The organism is Candidatus Eisenbacteria bacterium (assembly GCA_013140805.1).
Taxonomy (GTDB): Bacteria; Eisenbacteria; RBG-16-71-46; order RBG-16-71-46; family RBG-16-71-46; genus JABFRW01.
Genome location: JABFRW010000199.1, coordinates 10,633 through 28,340 on the forward strand (window position 1 = coordinate 10,633; position 17,708 = coordinate 28,340).

Below are 17,708 nucleotides of genomic sequence, written 5' to 3' on the forward strand. Positions count from 1 at the left end.
TCCGAGAACGAGATCGTCCGGGCCGCGGCCGGACCGAATCAGCGAATGCCCGAAATCCGAGTCCCCGATCGAGGCCGCGCGAACACCGACGCGTCGACTCCCGAATTGATGCGCAGACTGGACAGCTGCAGGACCAGCACCAGTTCGCCCTGGACCGAGCGGTCCTCGTAGTAGGGCCAGGTCACGTCGCCGGTCTTCCGCAGGTCCCCGTAGCGATGCCGCACGATCACGGACTGACCCTCATAGGTTCGAGTCTCGTCCGCGGCCAGAACCCGATGATTGCCACCATCGAGGAATAGCACGAACCGACCTCGTTCCGGATGGATCACTTCGACGACGTCGACCTCGAGCGCGCCGAAGTGTTCCTTGCCGCGCCCGGCCGTTCGCGCGGCCGGGTCCGAGCACGCGCGCAGAATACTCAGAAAGTCGCCGCGCTGATTCGCGCGCATCTCGGCCAGCATCGGCTCGGGAGCGGTGAGCACCGAGTCGCCGAGCCCGCCACCCCGCAGCCACCCGCTCGTACCATCGAGCGCCTGGTGCACCGGAACGTTCTGGACCAGGGTCGCCTGCAGGTAGTGATCGGGCGGCAGTCGCACCTCGCGAAAGGTTCCCAGCTGCTGGTCACCATCGAGCGCCAGGCGGATGCTGCCCTCGAGAATCGTGTCCTTGATGCGCTCGAGCGCCGAACGGCCGCCGTGCGCGGCGACCGCTTCGGTGATCAGACGTCGCCCCTCCGCCAGTTCGCCCGGCGATGGCGGCGCCAGATTCTCGGACGGCAACGTCGGCACGCCAACGGTCGGCTCGTCGGCCGAGACCACCTCGACGACACCGAGCGCCTCGAGTGGCGCGCGCAGCCGGGCCGCCGGACCCACCACCACCAGCCAGCCGCCCGGGCGCTTCCACCACTTGTCGACGGCCCGTCTCACGTCCTCCGTTCCGATCCGGCTCCAACGCTCGACCGAGGCCGAGTACTCGGCCTCGGTGCCGCCGTGGACGCGCGTCGCGGCCCACTGGGCGATCCAGCCGCCCGGCGTGTCGAGCGCCATCTGAGACTCACCGCGGAGGCGCTCACGTAGCGCGCGCACGTCGGATTCCGTCGTCGTGCCGAGCGACTGAATCACCGAGCGAAGCGCGCGGATCGCGCGCGGAACTGAATCGACCGCGGTGGAACCCGTCACGACCGTGAGTCCTCCGACACGCGAACGCTCGTAATCCAGTCGCGGGGATGCCACCGAACGAAGTCGAGCAGCGCCCCGCTGCTGCTCTTCGAATCGTGCGGCCGCGAGCATCAGAGGCGCCGCATCGGCGTCCCGGTGCGCGGGGCCCGGCAGCACCATGGCAAGCTCGGCATTGCCGCGCGTGTCGGCGTCGATCAACCGAATTCGCAACTTCTCACCCGGCGCAGGGGCGATCGTGCCGGGGTCCGGCGATCGTCCTGCCCAGCTTCCGAAATGCTCCTCGGCAAGTCGAAAGACCTCCGCCGGGTCGACGTCACCGGCCACCGCCAGCAACGCACGGTCGGGGCGATAGCAGCGGCGGTGGAAGTCTCTCAGCTGTGCGGCGCTGAGACGCTCGACGGTGCGAATCACGCCCTGATCGGGATGTCCGACCGCCTGCGCGCCCCACCCGAGTGCCCGCGCGTGGTCGTGCGAGAGTGCGCTCGCATCACCGCGTGCCCGCACCAGATTGCCGAGCACGCGATCCTTCACGGACTCGATCTGTTCCTCGAGCAGCGTCGGCTGGCGCGCGGCATCCGCGAGCAGCTCGACACCTGCCGAGAGCCCCGAAGCCAGGAAGCCGCCGCTGAGCGCAACGTATTCGCGGCTCGCGGTGGCGCCGAACCGCCCACCGATGCGCGCGGCCTCGGCGGCGAAGTTCTCCGAGCTGCGCGTGATGGTGCCAAGGGTGAGGCCTTCGGCGACCAGGTGCGCGGCACCGGACTCGAGGTTCGACTCCTGGTCGGTCCCGGCCGGGACCACGAGCTGCACCTGAACCACGGGCAACCGGTGATCCACGAACACCGCGACCGTGAGACCGTTATCGAGCGTTCGCAGCACGGGCGCAGGCGGGCGCCAGTTCGATGCGACCGACGCCGTCGCGGGTGCTTTCGCCGGCGCCGCGGGCGCAACTCCGGGTGCAAGCGCACCGAACAGCACAAGCACCAGCCCCATGGCCCGCGTTTCGGTCACGACCGATCCGCGATTCGAATTCGCTCTCTGCGGAATCATTGTCCACCTCGCGGAGCGCTCGGTCGTGACGAGGGTGCGGCCGGGTAGAGCCATGCCACGTTGCGACGCCTCCCATGGAGCCAGCGATCGGACGCGCGCTGCACGTCGGCGGTCGTGACCTCGAGCACGCGCTCGAGGTCACGCGCAACCAGTGCCGCGTCGCCATTGAAGAACTCCGAGCCCGCCAGCGCCAGCGCGCGCGTGCGGACCGGCAGCCAATCGAACACCAGGCGGGACTCGATCGAGCGCTTCGCGCGATCGAGTTCGTCGGCGTTCACGCCGTCGCGACCGATGCGTTCGACCTCGGCGACCAGCTCGTGCTCGGCGCGCGCGCTGTCACCCGCCTGGTCGATGCCGATCGCGCAGAACAGCATCGACGCATCCTTGCGCACCTCGAAGTCGCCGCCGGTCATGAAAACGCTTGCCAGCCGTGCCTTGAGTCCGTGCTCGAGACGACCTTGATCGCGACCGCTCAGGACTTGTGAGATCACCAGCAGAGGCGCGAGGTCGGGATCACCCGCGCCGGGTCCGCGCCAGCCGAGCAGCACGACGTGAAACGGAACGTTGATCGACTGTCGCGAGCGCCGCTCGGCGTTCGGCTCCGGGTCCGGCGCGGGCGCCTTGGGTTCTGCTCCTGCGCTCGAGCGCAGCGGCTCGAAATACTGATGCGCCAGCGCGAGTGCACGCGCGCGATCGAACCGACCGACGATCGTGATCAGTGCGCGGCGCGGCGCGTAGTGCGTGCGGTACCACTCCTGGACTTCTTTGACGGTCAGCGCTGCAACGGCGGCATCGTCGGCCAGTACCGGATGGCGGTACGGGTGCTGAAGGAATGCGGAGCCGTACAACGCGCGCAATCCGAGCGCCAGCGGAGCGGCGGCCGCCGGCTGACGACGCTCGATGCGAAGCGCCTGACGCGCCAGCTCCAGATGCGCCGCGTCGATCGGCACGGTGCCCATGCGGTCCGCTTCGAGCTGCATCACGATTTCGAGCCCGCTCTCCGGCACGGTCTGGAAGTAGCACGCGTAATCACCCGCGACCAGCGCTCCGACATCGCCACCCATCGCTCCGACGCGCCGCAAGTGCTCTCCCGCGGGAAATCGGGGCGAGCCCGCGAACATCAGGCGCTGGCACACCGCGGCGAGTCCGGCCCGCTCGAGTGGCTCGCGGCGAATCCCGGCGTCGTACCACACCGCAAGGTCCACCATGCTCGAGGTGGTGTCGCGGCACAGCAGCACGCGCGTCCCATTGCGCAACACCACCAGTTCGCGCTCCCCGGGAATGTTCGGAACCTCGGCGCCGCGCGACGCCACCGCGGAGCCCGTGAGGGCCACCACGACCGCGAACGACGCGAGGCCGGTTCTCAAAGCTCGAACCTTCATGTGCGACACTTCCTTCCTCGAAGCGAGTGAATGTCCGTTCAGCGCAGCATCACGAGCCGCTGCGTGACCTGATCACGCGCGGTCTCGACGACTACGAAATAGAGTCCTGAGGGCACTGGCCGGCCGGCGGCGTCGCGGCCGTCCCAGGTGATCGGAAGCGCCTGCAGGCACCGCGGCGCATCGTGCACGGTGATGACGGCGCGTCCGAGCGCGTCGCTCACCCTCACGCGCACGCGTTCGCCCGCTTCGGCCCGCGGAGCCGCCATCAGCGTCCACTGCACCGCGCCATCGTCGGCTCGGTGCGGATGGGCGCCGCGCAACGCGATCAGGTTCGATGGTCGCGGTGCGATCGGAATCCCGGTCGTCGGGTCGTAGTTCAGAGCCGCGACCGCGTTCGCGATGCCGTAGCCACAGCGGGCGTCCGGCGATTGCGGATGCGAGGCGGTCGATCGCAGTGCCCGCGCGACGTCACGCGGTGTCCACGCCGGGCGCGCCTGCATCAGGCATGCGGCAGCTCCCGCAATCAGCGGCGCCGCGAACGAAGTGCCACTCAGGTTCGTGTAGGCGTTCGGGTTGCCGGTGGTTGCGATGAGTCGATTCGACACCCCGTGCGCGCACACCTCGGGCTTGATTCGATCGTCGGCGCTCGGGCCGTAAGACGAGAAGGCCGCGACCTGACCGCTTGCATCGACCGCCCCCACCGCGATCAGGCTGTCTCCGTTCACGTCCGACGGTGCGATCAGGCGCCCCCACGGTGTCTGTCCTTCATTGCCGACCGCGTTCACGATGAGGATGCCCTTGGAGGCCGCGATCTCGGCGGCTCTCGAGACGATCGTGGTGCGTCCGTCCATGTCGGCGTAGACGTAGTTCGCCGCGGCGCTGTCGAACTGGAAGTAGCCGAGCGACGACGAGATGATGTCAGCGCCGAGGCTGTCGGCCCATTCCGCACCGAGCCCCCAGAACGCCATTTCGATCGGCCGTTCGCCGGCGGTGTTCTCGGTGCGGGCGAGCGCGAACGAGGCATCGAACGCGGCGCCGACGTAGGTGCCGAACTTGCGGCCCGCGATCGATCCGAACGTCCAGCTCCCGTGTGCGAATCCGACGTGGCTGAAGCTGGTGTCCTGAACGCCCCACTGTCCGCGCACGAAGTCACGTTGATGGTCGAGCGCGATCACGTGATCGCGGGTCGCTTCGTGTTTGTCGAAGTAATTGAAGCCGTCGTCGAGCACGCAGATCAGCACTCCCGCCCCGGTGTATCCCGAGTCATGCAGCGCCGGCAGGCGAATGCGCTCGAGTTGCGCGAACGTGGTGCCGTAGTCCACACCCTCGCATCCGGTGCAGCCCGCGAGCCCGCCGGCTCCGCGCACGCGCGCCGGCGGCGGACCGGACGCGTCGACGTCCACGACGAGCTCGGCGCCGGCCGGCACCCGCGCGGCGAGCCACAGTGGATCGCTGGCGCGTACGCGCGCGACGGCCGGCAGCGCTGCCAGTTCGAGCAGGCGCTCGCCCGGGATCCTCACGGCTGCCGAGTTCATCCATCGCGACCACCCGAGCACCGGCACCGCGTGCTCGGCAAGTTGCGCCAGGTAGGGCGCGTGGACCGGCAGGTCGGCGTAGTCGACGAGCGGATTCAAGTGCGCGCGAAGTCGTCGGGCCAGTGCTCGCGGCGAGAGCCGGGCACGCGCGTCGCTGAGGCGGCGGGCGAGCTCGCCGGGGTCGCCGGACTCACCCTTGTCGACGAACTCGACCCACACCGGAAGCGTCACGCCACTCGGAGCCAGCGCCTCGTCGAGCAGCCGGGCATCGAGCCTTGCGAGGCTCGCGGAGCGCGAGATCGAAGGCGCGGTCGAAACCCTGAGGCGCGGCGCTTCCGAAGCCCGCGCGGCGCCCGCGAGTGCGAGCAACGCGACGAAAACGGCGCAGGACGGCAGGCCACGGCGCATGGTTCGAGGCTTCCAGGGCGCTGGGAATCGGGAGGTCACGAGCGACATCGGGGCACGGAATTGCGGCGGGAAGGATAGCACGGGGTGCTGGACCGCCGGCGTCCGACCTATGCGAAATTCCGCTCCGGCGTGACCGCCGCCGGCAGGGTACGCAACTCCACGTCGAGTACGCCGACCCGCAGTCCCGCCGCATTGTCGATCGGGACCCGGCGGTGCGATTCCAGCGCCGAGCGCGCCGCCTCGTCGAGCCAGCCGAGCTGCTCCAGCACCGCGAGACACGCCGGCGGAGTGGCGCGATTCGCTCCGTCCTCGACCCGCACCGCGAGTCCGTGTGCGCGTGCCGGGCAGGCGACCGACTCGAGCCCCTCCGCTCCGACTTTGGAGATCAGCTCGCCGCGGGTCGCTTCCATCAGATCGGTGCTGAAGCGCCCCGCCCCCGCGGTCAGTCGGGGGTGGGCGGCCATGGCGTTGCGGATGCGTGCGAGTGCTCGCTCGCCCGCCGCACCGTCGAGGCGCGCGCCGGCCAGCCGTGCGTATGCGGTCGCGATCGCCGACAGGGGCAGCGCGAACACCGTCGCGCTGCATCCGTCGATCGCGATCTCGAGATCGGGAGCGCGCAGACCCGCCCACTCGGCGACGGTCTCGCGCATCAGACGCTGCACCGGATGCTCCGCATGCTCGTAGCCCGCGATCGGCCAGCCCTCGGCGAGCGCGAGTGCCAGCATGCCGGCATGCTTGCCCGAACAGTTGTGCTGGAGCGGCGAGCGAAGCTCCGGATGCTTCCGCACTTCGGCGAGCATTTCGGAATCCAGCGGCTCGTGCCAGCCGCACGCCAGCGCCTCGGCGCCGAGACCGATGCGATCGAGCAATCGCTGCACCCGCTCGACGTGCATGCGCCCGCCCGAGTGACTGGCGGCCATGATCGCCAGGTCTTCGTCGCCAAGTCCGAGCCGATCCGCGTGCCCGCGCACGACCAGCGGCACGAGCTGAAACGGCTTGGCGCACGAGCGCATGGTGGTGTGGCGGTTGAGCTGCGCGGTGCCCCCGAGCGACTGGCCGCGCGCGTCGGCGATCGCCACTTCAACGCGATGGCGGGATTCCGCAATGGAACCCCGCCACGCAATGACTTCGAGTTCGAACACCACGGCGCCTCTAGCGGATCACCACGAATCGATCCTGTGCGGAAAAAATTCCGGCATCGACGCGAAACAAGTAGATACCGGAGACCACGTCGAGTCCGCTCGCATTCTTCAGATCCCAGATCTCGTAGTCGCGCACGTTGTCGTTGTGGAGCAGTTCGCGCACGAGGTCACCTGCAGCGGTGTAGATGCGAATCTTCGCGCTCGAGGGCAGGTTGACGAAGTGCACTTCGTTCTGACCGGGCAGATCCCACGCCTCGCCCCCGCGGAACGGATTCGGAACGACACTCACGCCCTCGAGGTTTGCGCGCGGGCCGGGCGTCGCCTCGACCGGCGGGCCGGTGACATTCTGAAACTTGTGATTGAGGTTCAGGCACAGCGAGGTGTCGGGATTCACGCACGCCGGATCCTTGACGAACAGATCGATGAACTCGTTGTCGAGCCCGTTTCGCTTCTCATAGGTGATCGCGTACCAGGTCCGGAATCCGTCGTGCGGGCCCGGCGGCGGAACCAGAACGAAGATCGAATCGCCCAGCGACAGGCAGCGCCCGAACTCGTCGACTCGCCGGCAACGCTTCACGAACGCTCCGCTCGAGTCGGGATCGACGTAGGTTGCGACCCGCTGATCCAGCGGCGTGGCGCTGGTGATGCTCGGCAGATGCCACAGGAAGAGCGAATCCTCGGGCTGCTTGGAGACGCGCCGCAGCAGCACCATTCGCGTCGAATCGAGGGTGTTCTGCACGCGATAGATCCGGTAGCCGCCGAAATCAGAACGGGCTTCCGCGTCGGGGTCACGCAGCCACCGCAGCGTGTTGGTGCGCGCCCGCGACCGCAGACTGTCCGCACCTGCAGAACCGGTAGCGGCGCCGGCATTCGCCCACACCGGAATGTTCGGAAATCCCGTCACGTTCTGCGCGCGCGCCGCCCCCGAAGTCGAGAGGGCGAACACGAGCGCAACCACGAACCCACCCACGACGACCTGGCCGCGGCCGGAAGACCGCGTCGTGCTCGAATTCATTCCTATCGCTCCCGTCCGTTGCGAGCTGCGCGTGTCGCCGATGTGTTGCCGGGTCCGCCGCGATTCGCGGCTCCGCTGGTGGCGCTCGCGGCGCCGCCGGTCGGCGCGATCGGGAAGGAGCGATCTGCACTCGCATCACGAACGTGCCCGAACAGGTCCTGCAGCACGAAGTCTCCCAGCTGCATCGCCTGTGGACGGCTGAAGTACCAGAGCGGGAAGCCCGAGAACACGATCTTCGCTCGCGACTGGCCGAACGCCGGGAAGTCGAGGCCGTGGTAGTAGGTCATCACCGGCCGACGGAAGCCCGAGGCCCCGCCGGTCGCGTAATAGAGCGTGTCGAGCGTCGACTCCTCGCCCCCCGGCAACGCGCCGTTCACGTCCTCGCGAATGAAGGTCGGGACGTGGATCAGTTCAGTGAAGTAGAAGGTCTGATACCAGTCCGCGTCCCCGAAGCGCAGCGGCGGCGGCGCATCGGTCGGCTCCGCCACCCGGCGGGCCTGGAGCAGGAAAGGCGTGCGGCTGTAGTCCGGCGCACCCGCCCAGCCACGTGATGCGCTGGTGCCGTTGAACTCGTCGACCACTTGACGCGCTCCGCCGGCGGTGGTCAGCAACAACCCGTTGCGCCAGTGGACGAAGTCGAACATGAAACGTCCTGGCATGAGCTCGCCTTCGTTTCCATTGGTCTCGGGGTCGGTGTAGGTCTCCGCGGGGCCGCGATTCCACGGATTCATGATCGCGGTCGCCGCACCGCCACCGAACAACCACACCTGCCCGCCCTGGCGTGCATAGATCGAGAGTGTGCTGGCCTGGCCGGGACTGCTCATGAAGCGCAGTGAGGTGGTCGGGAATCGAGTGTCGGTCGGCAGCGCGAGCAGACTCGCTCCACCGGCGTCCGTGTACCAGATCACCGATTTGAACTTGCTGAGTCGCGACAGCGGCACCACGCCCGTCTGAATGCCCCGGGTACCAAGTGTGTCCCAGAGGTAGCCATGGAAAATGCCCGGGCGGCTGATCGATCCGCTCGGATACTTCTTCCACGGGAAGTTGCCCCGCGCGAAGAAGAAGGAGTCGAGCTCTGCCGAGGTCGGCCATGAACCGACCGGAGTGATGAGGTTCGTGCCGTTGTAGCGATCGACCGAGTAGCGCGTGTCCTTCACGAACAGCACGTCCGCGTAGCGATTGCCCTCGTTCTCGAGCGTGTCCCCGACGAACGTGCCGCGCACCACGGTGAATCGGACGATGCCGAGACTCTTCAAGCCGTTGTTGTCCTCGGCTTCGATGAAGAATCGGTGCACCTCTCCGTTGACCGTGAACGGTCCCACCGTTGCGCTCGTCGTGTTCAGGCTGTACGCGCTCCAGTGATACCAGTCGTTCGGCCCGGAACGCTGCGTTTCGTCCTGCAGGTCCTCGAGGTCCATGACCCAGCGATAGCGGCGCATGTCAGCGCCGGGTGGCGGCGTCGCGATCCAGTTGATGGTGACCGGAAGATCCGACGGCACCTCGATGAGGACCTCGCGTTCGGGATTGCTGAAATATCCCGGCACCAGATACTCGTAGTCGAAGAACTCGTTGAACATTCGGATGCGCGGACCCTTCTGGCCCGCATAGCCGACCACGAACTGAAGCAGGTTGCGGAGACGCGTCCAGACCGGATCGTAGGCGCCGGCATCATCGAAGCCGGTGACGACGAACAGGTACTGCTCCTGGGGAATGAGGTTCGTGAACTTCGCCTGGGTGGTGTCGCCCGGCACCGAGTCCCAGCGCGTGCAGGTCGGGCAGTGTGCGCTCGGCCCGAACGTCGGGGCGTAGAGTCGGCGGAACGAATCGGTGGTTCCGGGCGAGTTCGGGCTCGCCGGCGTCGTCGCGAAGCGAATGAAATCCGGAATGCCCGGGAAGTCGCCGTTGCGGCGCGAGAACAGGCGGAATCGGTAGTAGACCGGCTTGCCGGTGAGACCGTCGGGATCGATGCCGCCCCAGGTGATCGTGGTGGCCGGGGTGAGGATCGGCTCGTCGAGCGACGGGCGCGGCGAACGGATCACGATCTGCGGGCACGCGGTCACCGAGAAGAACGCGCGGAATGCGGTCTCGGACTGGCGCCCTTGATCGTCGACCGCGCGGATCGCGAAAACGTGATAGTCCGCGGAGCTGGCCGAGATCGGATTGATCGGCTCGTCCGGTACGCTCGCCTTGAAGAAGAACAACTGTTCGTTGAGCGTCGTGTTCGTCCAACTCGAATCGGGCAGGTCGACGTTCGGCGGATCGATCGCATAGACGAAGTGATCGATGCGACCGTCGGGGTCGTAGCCCACCCAGTTCATGCGGTAGGCGTAGTCTTCACGATTCTGCGGCGTCACCGGAGCCTGCGTGAGCCGCACCACCGGCGCCTGATTTTCGATGAAGGTCTTCTCGACCCCCTTGGAACAACCCGCGAGCACGAACAACCCGGTGACGGCTGCCGCCAGGTAGACGAGTCGGGATCGAACCTGCGACGTATTGCGGTTCATTCGAGATCTCCTACTTCGTTCCCGGTCGGTCAGCAGTGGCGTCGAAGCTCGTGGCGGTCGGCGCGTAGACCACGGAGAACGTCTTGGTCACGCAGCGGCCCTCGCCCGGCTGTTCGGCGCAAGTCACGCAATCACACAATTCGACGTCGAGCTGGCACGGTCCGGGCGCGAGATTCGCGGGCGCGAGGAACGTGAAGGAGTCGGTGTTGAGGCCGCCATCCTGGGTCACCACCAGCGCAGCGCCCGAGGTGTTGAAGCCGCGCAGCGTCACTCGGCGCCGCAACGTGATGGCTTCGCTCGGGCGGCCCGGGCGATTGCTCGGCAGGCCGCGCAGATACGGGTCGCGGTCGGTTGCGAGCAGCACCATCGACCAGTTGCGGTCGGTGAACACCTGATTGTCACGCGGAGCGAAAGCGGGATTGGCGGTCAGGAACACCGGCTCGCGATTGACGAAAAACGTGAGCACCTCGTCACGCAGATCCTGTTGACGAGCGTTCGCGATGCCGTCGTCCACCGCTCGCACGATCGCCTGCGCGTCCGGCGAGTCGGTGATGCGGCGGTCCTTGGCTCCATCACCATCGACGGCTCGGCCGACCACGATCGCACGACCGGAAACCGGTAGATTCCAGTAGGCGGCCGAAGTCGTCAGCTCGGCCGGATCGTTCGGGTCGTAGACCGGAAACAGGAACTGCTCTGCAAACACCGTGACGCTGCGGCTGGTCGCGGTGAACGGGCTGTTCTCGACCGAGAGCTGGCTACGGAATCCGATCGGCGAGCCGTTCACCTGATCGCTCGGCTCGAGCACCGGGCCGCCCGGAAAGGTCGGGTTGGTGGCGCCGAGCGGCGTCACGCGCACGCCGTACTGAGAATCCTCGTCGAGTCCGCCGTGGTGGAAGATGAGAATCGCGTTCATGTGAACCACGTCGTTCTCGTTGCGACCCCACAGCGTGTCTTCGTAGAACTCAATGAACGTGCGACGGATCGGCCGGAAAGCCGGGAAGATCTGCACCGAGTCGGGGCTGAGCAGCGAGCCCGCGAGCCCGGTCGGCGGCAGCTGGGAACGTGGAATGAACTTCTCTCCGAACGCGTTGGTGCGCCAGATCGGATTGGTGAGGTCCGGACCCGCCCACCAGGTGATCGGGCTGAAGTTCATGACGAAGCGCCGGGTGCTGTCTTCGGTGCCCTGCGCCTGATCCACCGCACGCAGGATGAAGATCTTGGTTCCGGCGGCTGGCGACTGGTCGTTGCCGGGTGTGCCGTCGTTGTAGCGCACCACGAACTCGCTCTGACCGGGTGCGATATTGGTCGAGACGAAGTCCGGCTCGTCGAGCTTGTAGCGCAACGCCGTAATCACGCTGCCGGGGATGCGCGGCCGCGCTGAGCATCGGAACGTCAGGCGCGAGTTCGAGGGCACCGTATCGCGGGGCAGCGTGAACGGCCGGTCGGTGTCGGTGATGAAGTACGACCGGGCGACCGGAACCACACCGTTCCCGCCTGGCGAGAGCTCGTAGACGATACCGTCGGCTCGCGCTTCGAGAATCAGGGGGATCGGCGGGAAGCGGTCGGTTGCGACGAACACGAACCGGGCAGGAGTCGGATCGCCCTTGCCCTTGTTGTCGACGGCGTAGATGAAGAAACCGTGCTGCCGATCGGGCACTTCTTCGGCCACGTTGAAGATGAACGTGGTGTCGGTCGCAGTCGTGAAGTGATAGTCCTGTGGCTTCGGACCGGGCAGGTTCGGAATCTCGAGAAAGCCATCCGGCGGCTTTGGCAGCGTCTCGGTGACGGCCCAGAAGAAACCGGCGACCGCGCCATCCTGGTCAGAACCCGCCCAGTAGACATGGAAGCGGACCGGAATACGGGTCGGCGTCGTGTCGGTGCCGCGCACGATGGTGATCGTGTCGAACGGCGCCGCCGTGACCCAGGTCTCCGGCGCCAAGTTGTTCTCAGTGCTTGGTCTGAGTGGATCGCGGCATCCAAAGACCGATACGACGACGAGCAAACAAAGCAAGATCCCGACACGAAAACGCATTCGCGTCCCCCAGCACGTCCCGTCAACAAGGCATTGGGAAAAAACGAGCGCGCAGGCTAGCAAGCGGTCTGGGGAGCGTCAAGCACTCGCCGAAATCGTGCGCCTACGCCAAACGACGCAAAACCAAACACTTGAGTGGACGCTCTCGGTGGGAGGGCCGGCCGACCACACGGTCACCTGAGAAACGTCAGCTTGCGTCGGCTCTGAAAGCTCGGTGAAAGAAGTCGCCAGAAATATACTCCAGGCGAGAGCATCTGTCCGCTGTCATTTTTGCCGTCCCAGTCGAGCCTCTGTTCGCGGCCGGCCGGGAACCACCGATCGGCGAGCAGGCGAACCCGGCGCCCCGCGGCATCGAAGATCGCGAGCTGCGCGCGCTCGGCTCGGGGCAACGAAAACGCCAGCCTTGCCCCAGGCTCACGACTCGGATTTGCTGATCTCGCAAGGAGATACCCGATCGGCGTCGAACTCGTCGGCGACTCGCCCACTCCCACCGGCATGGTCAGCGCACCACATCCGATCTGCTGAAGCACCTGGCTCAGGGTCGTGAGCACCAGCAGACTCCGGCCGATTCGAGCCCGGTTGACCGGGGCACCGACGTCTTCGAGCCGCACCGCCTCGAGGATCGACTGGTGCGGATGCCCGATCGACGGCGGCACGTAGACGCCCGCGATGAACGGCGGGGAGGCCCCGATCGCGCTGGGATCGGAGTACTCGAGCGCGACCTGCGCGGAGGTCGCGCCCGCGGCGATCACCAGCACGTCGGGGTCGACGTTGCAGTCGGTGCGGCCGGCGAAGTGCGTGTCGAGTCCGTCATCGATCGGGTTCGATGGCACCAGATCCGTCAACTCCTTCTGGGTCGCGGTGAGCGAGCGATAGGAACCCGAGCGCAGCGAAGCGCCGAAGTAGGTCTCGAGGAATCCCGGGTGACCGGTGGCGGGATTCGCCTGCGATTCGGCGAGGCTGCGTCCCAGCGCGATGACGGTGCGCGGCAGCGAGGTGCCGTCCGGCTGACTCGCGAAGTCCTGCAGCAGGGCGACATCGTCGTCGGTGCGATTCGCGATCGGGCCGAGTGTCGAGCGTCCGCCGACTCCGAGATCGCCGGTGTTCATCACCAGCATGCGATAGAAATAGCGCAGCATCGCCGGCGTTGGCCCATGCGTGGCGGTGCGTCCGGACAGAGCACCCGCGCCGTTGGCCGCCAGGCGCGAGGCGAACGATCCGGCCGTGACTCCTGATTCGACCGCGCGCACGTTGTAGAGGTCCCACAGCGTGCCGGGCTGGCCACCATGCGCGGCCACCGCGAGGGTCGGATCTCCTCCGTTCGCGGCGTTCACGCCGAGGAACGGGTTCTGATCGCCGCGCGCGCTCCAGCCGTTGTGTGCGCCGCGCCGGGCCGGAAGGGTTCCACCGATCGAATCCATCGCGGCGACCCACTCGCGTTCGTCTCCGCGCCGATCCGCGAAGTCCACGTACAGCATGCACGCCATGCCGACGCCGCCGTAGGCGGGATCCTTCCAGCGATCCGGAAGCACTCCGAACTGCTGCCAGCGGTGGCCGTCGGTGCTGGACTCGGCGAGCTGCGGGAGGATCACATTGGTGTCGGGGGCCATCACGAACGAGGCCGGCGTGCTCAGCGACGAGACGCGATAGAAGTACTGAACGTGGGCTCCGGGGGTGAACTGTCCGTCGGGAATGATCTTCGTGTACTCGCGCGTGGCGCCGGGCTGACCGGGCACCTCGTTCGGGTTCCACCCCGATCCCGGGGCCGAGACCCACGCCGGCGGGAAGCCCCCGCCGCCACACGTGATGTTCGTGTCGTCGAGCGGCGCATTGGCGCTCGGGTCGAGCAGGAAGCAACGCGGCTTGACGGTGCCGAGCGTCGTGAAGTGCGGATCGCTCTCGTGCAGCATGGTGGCCCACACGCCCGGCGTGAGCTGCGGCAGATTCGGGCCATTGCCGTTGGCTGCGAACAAATTGAGCTCCGCGGTGTCACAGCGCGCGCTGTTCCATACGTTCGGATTCCACACTCCCGCCGCGTGGCCCGGACCGGGGCTGATGCCGTTCATGGGAGCGCCGGTCCCGAACGCACCGTTTTCAAGCAGGTAGGCACCCCAGAACGAGCCATCTCCCGGCAGCGCTGCGATGCGGGGATTCGCATCCGGCCGCTGGGCCACGCCGCTTCCGCGATCGCCGATCGCCACGTAGTTGCCGACCCCGGGCAGGATTCGGAACACCAGATCCACGCGCATGCCGGCGCCGGGGGCGCTCACCAGCGCGGTGTCCGCGGGAACATTCGGACGTGAGAGTCCCGACGCCGACGCCAGGTTGAGTGCCGTGCGCACGTACGCGGCGCAGGTGTCGAACGCCGCGCCGCCGGCCACCACCAGCGCGTCGTCCGGATTGGTGGGGAACGCGTCGACGAACAGATCCCAGAAATTCAGCGCAACCGCCGGCGCGCTTGGCGCGTCGATGAATGCGAGCGAGACGTTGTCGAAATAGGTGCCGGCGTTGGGGCCAAACGACGGCGAGCAATCGGCCGGCGAGATCGTGAGCGCGAAGCAGCGCGTGACGTGCTGCAGGTAGAAGCGCAGCGAATCGGGAATGCCGCTCGCGTTCGAGGTCACGATCGCGTTGTCGAAGCGCGCACCGCGCGACACCAGCGTGACGCACGAAGTGTTGAGGAAAGACGAGACGATCGGCGGGGTGCGGACCTCGCCCCATACCTTGAGACCGTTCGCTTGCCGCGCGGGGTACGACTGCCACGCCACCTGCCAGTAATTGCCGTTCGCGCTGCCCTTGAGCCCGGCAGTGTAGAGATCCAGCATGACCTTGAAATCGCCGGTCGCATTCGCCATCGCGGCATCGACGCCGGTCGGATTGAAGTTTCCAGGCGCCGACGAGGTCAGGTCGATGGTCGGAGAACCGAACAGCCCGTGCCGGTCCTGCGCGGCGGTTCCCGACGTGCCCCCCGGCTTCTCGAACTGATCGTGGTTGCCGGGCGTGATGACGCGCGCCGACAGATTGCACTGCCGCTGCGAGCTGCTCGCCACACCGCAGGGGTCCGCGAACGGCAGGCTGGCGAGATCGTGAGCGTGGAAGAACACCGCGGTGGGCTTGCCGGTCGAGCGCCACGACAGCAAGGCCGATCGGGTGTTGTCGATCGACTCGGCCGACTCGAAATTGCCTTCCTGCTCGGGCCACGCATTCACGAGCACGTCGTCGACGCGCGCGGCGCCCTCGGTTTGCGAGCTGAAATTCTGGTGAATGCCCCAGTCGGCGTCATCGAAGCCGCGGTTCGTCTTGACCCGGAACACCAGCCGAATGCGCCCGCCGTTCTCGGTCCCGTCCACATCGAGCAGCTGTTGCACGAAGCTCCCGAGGCCGCCGGGTAGCACCGCATTGAAGCTCGCCGGGGCATGCTCGCCGGCAACGCTCAGAAGTTCGCGTCTCGGATGCTGGATCGCGATCACCTCGCTGAACCAGCGTCGCAGTGGATCCGCGACCGGCGCAACGCTGCCATCCGAGTAGACGCATGCGGCGTCGGTGACCGGAACGCCGACGTAGACCATGAACGAATCGACCGGCGCCAGCGCTCCGGCGTCGGAGCTGCTGATGAAATTGCCGTCGCCCGGCGTCGGCGCCTTGAGCGGATCGAGATCGAACCAGCCGATTCGCGTCGCGGGAGCGGTCGCGGCCCGCGTGTCCATGCGCGTCGAGTAGAGGAATGAGAGGTTGAGCGAATCCCCGTCCGCCAGCTGTACGTCGCGATACAACAGCTGGTCCCACTGGCTGCCGTAGCCCGGATAGTTCTTGTCGGTGCCTCTCAAAGACTGCGCCCCGGTCAGCACGCCGGGTGTCATCGAACTCTGGCGATCGACGATCGCCTGGTTGAATGAGTTGTGGGTGATCGGATCCTCGACGGTGTCGTCGCCCTGGCCGCGCAGTCCGCACCACGCCGAGGCATTGCCCGAGAGCGGGAACCATTCGACGCCGGGCCCCGAGATCGCGGCGCCACTGTCGGGCAGTCCGGGTGCGAACGCGCCCGGATCCCAATGCCAGTAGCCGATGACGCCGAAGGTGCGCTTGGGGCTGCCCTGATTGATGACGTAGTTGCCCAGGTTTCCGTGGTCGAGCCCCTGAAAGGAGCGCTGACGATCGTTGACCGTGACGCCACCCGAGGTGCCGTGGCCACGATCGAGCGGCCACCAACCCTGCAGCGAGTCCGACTCGCCGGGGTTGAATCGATCCCAGTCCCAGTAGCCGTTGCGATCGGCGACCGGAGCCGATGAGCTCACGCTCACGCGATAGCGACCACGGCCGACGTGGTAGGGGCCGAATCCGCCTGGAGTGCCGGGCAGGCCGGTCGAGCCGAACACGTGACCGATGAACAGCGTGTCGGGATCGATCGCCAGGAAGCTTGCGGGGCTCGAGCGCCGCGGCGCGGGAGCACTCGTGCGTTCGAAATCCGACTCCACCACCTCGGGCAGGTCGGCATGTGCGAGTGCGGCTGCGGCCGTGAGCACGGCGCACGACAGCACCAGCAACGGCAGCACTCGAAGTGTCGGGCGCGCGGCGGAAGGCACGATGCGGGGCAGGTGGGCGCTCGGAGGGAGGGGGTCGGAAGCAGGTTTCGGCGGCTCGGGCGTCCCGGCACGGAGGATCGGGTGCTGAAAGGCTAGGGATCCGGCGGCGGGGGTGTCAACGACTGGATCGTTGCCGGTTCGAGTTTCCGGTCCTCCCAACCGCCGCCGAGCCACGTTTCAGCGGCTCCCAGACTGCGAATCCAGGCCAGATCCTGAGAGGCGATCACCACCGGTCCGCGCCCCGCGCGATCCGCCACCAGCCCGGCGAGCGCGGCTCGACGCGCCGCATCGAGCCCTCCGGTCGGCTCGTCGAGCAGCAGAAGCGAAGCCGGTGCGATCAGTGCAGCGACGGTCTCGACCAGCCGCTTCTCCCCGCTCGAGAGCTCCCAGGTTCGGCGTGCGAGCAGCACTTCCGGTGGGTAGCCGAGGCGCTCGAACGCAGTCGCGGCGCTCGTGCGCGCTTCCGCGCGCCCCATGCCGCGTGCCCGTGCCGCGAACACCACCTCGGCTTCGACGTGTTCCTCGAAGACCTGACGCTCGGGAAACTGATCGGTGAGCAGTGGTGGCTGCGCCGAGTCCGGGGTCGTCGCGCTGCGCTCGATCGCCACACCGAGCGGGCGCACGAGTCCTGCGAGTGCGGCGAGCAGCACCGACTTTCCCGCGCCGTTCGGCCCCAGCAGCGCCGTCACGCCGGTGGCGCGGATCACCAGTTCGAGCGGCTCGCTCACGCGAACGAGCGGCCCGGTGGCGGACACCGGTGTGATGCGCACTCGCCAGCCGACGGCGCCGCTCGCACCGACCTCGTGTCGCACCGTGGCCGGCATCGCGTCGCGCCCGACCTCGATCACACGCGAGCCGGCCGCTCGCTCGCGTGTGATC

9 protein-coding genes are annotated in these 17,708 nt (G+C 67.4%); all 9 read right to left on the minus strand.

All coding sequences use genetic code 11. The features are described from left to right. Positions 1–38 precede the first annotated feature (38 nt). Positions 39–2,228: an insulinase family protein gene (locus HOP12_15215; protein NOT35494.1), complete on the minus strand. Its 2,190-nt coding sequence runs from the start codon at positions 2,226–2,228 to the stop codon at positions 39–41. Beyond that, positions 2,225–3,610 (minus strand): insulinase family protein, encoded by a 1,386-nt coding sequence (locus HOP12_15220; protein ID NOT35495.1) that lies wholly within the window; start codon positions 3,608–3,610, stop codon positions 2,225–2,227. The genes HOP12_15215 and HOP12_15220 overlap by 4 nt, the downstream gene beginning before the upstream one ends. Before the next feature lie 38 nt (positions 3,611–3,648). Further along, positions 3,649–5,553 carry a S8 family serine peptidase gene (locus tag HOP12_15225; GenBank protein NOT35496.1) on the minus strand — a complete coding sequence of 635 codons (1,905 nt, stop codon included), beginning with the start codon at positions 5,551–5,553 and terminating at the stop codon, positions 3,649–3,651. Between the two features lie 107 nt (positions 5,554–5,660). After that, positions 5,661–6,698 carry an asparaginase gene (locus HOP12_15230; GenBank protein NOT35497.1) on the minus strand — a complete coding sequence of 346 codons (1,038 nt, stop codon included), beginning with the start codon at positions 6,696–6,698 and terminating at the stop codon, positions 5,661–5,663. Positions 6,699–6,705: 7 nt separating this feature from the next. Beyond that, the gene (locus HOP12_15235; protein ID NOT35498.1) at positions 6,706–7,710 is read right to left on the minus strand and encodes a hypothetical protein; all 1,005 of its coding nucleotides are present in this window, start codon (positions 7,708–7,710) and stop codon (positions 6,706–6,708) included. Positions 7,711–7,712: 2 nt separating this feature from the next. Next, positions 7,713–10,214, minus strand: coding sequence for a hypothetical protein (locus HOP12_15240; GenBank protein ID NOT35499.1), 2,502 nt, complete (start codon positions 10,212–10,214; stop codon positions 7,713–7,715). Positions 10,215–10,224: 10 nt separating this feature from the next. Further along, positions 10,225–12,153, minus strand: a complete 1,929-nt coding sequence (locus HOP12_15245; GenBank protein ID NOT35500.1) for a hypothetical protein — start codon at positions 12,151–12,153, stop codon at positions 10,225–10,227. Positions 12,154–12,419: 266 nt separating this feature from the next. Continuing rightward, on the minus strand, positions 12,420–16,799 hold the full coding sequence (locus tag HOP12_15250; protein NOT35501.1) for a hypothetical protein: 4,380 nt from the start codon (positions 16,797–16,799) through the stop codon (positions 12,420–12,422). A 122-nt stretch (positions 16,800–16,921) separates the two neighbouring features. Continuing rightward, a partial coding sequence (locus tag HOP12_15255; protein ID NOT35502.1) for an ATP-binding cassette domain-containing protein occupies positions 16,922–17,708 on the minus strand: 787 nt, incomplete at its 5' end.

Excerpts from the sequence above, each read along its gene's own strand:
- HOP12_15215 (NOT35494.1), bottom strand. The coding sequence starts at position 2,228 with ATGATTCCGCAGAGAGCGAATTCGAATCGCGGATCGGTCGTGACCGAA.
- HOP12_15220 (NOT35495.1), bottom strand. The coding sequence starts at position 3,610 with ATGAAGGTTCGAGCTTTGAGAACCGGCCTCGCGTCGTTCGCGGTCGTG.
- HOP12_15225 (NOT35496.1), bottom strand. The coding sequence starts at position 5,553 with ATGCGCCGTGGCCTGCCGTCCTGCGCCGTTTTCGTCGCGTTGCTCGCA.
- HOP12_15235 (NOT35498.1), bottom strand. The coding sequence starts at position 7,710 with ATGAATTCGAGCACGACGCGGTCTTCCGGCCGCGGCCAGGTCGTCGTG.
- HOP12_15240 (NOT35499.1), bottom strand. The coding sequence starts at position 10,214 with ATGAACCGCAATACGTCGCAGGTTCGATCCCGACTCGTCTACCTGGCG.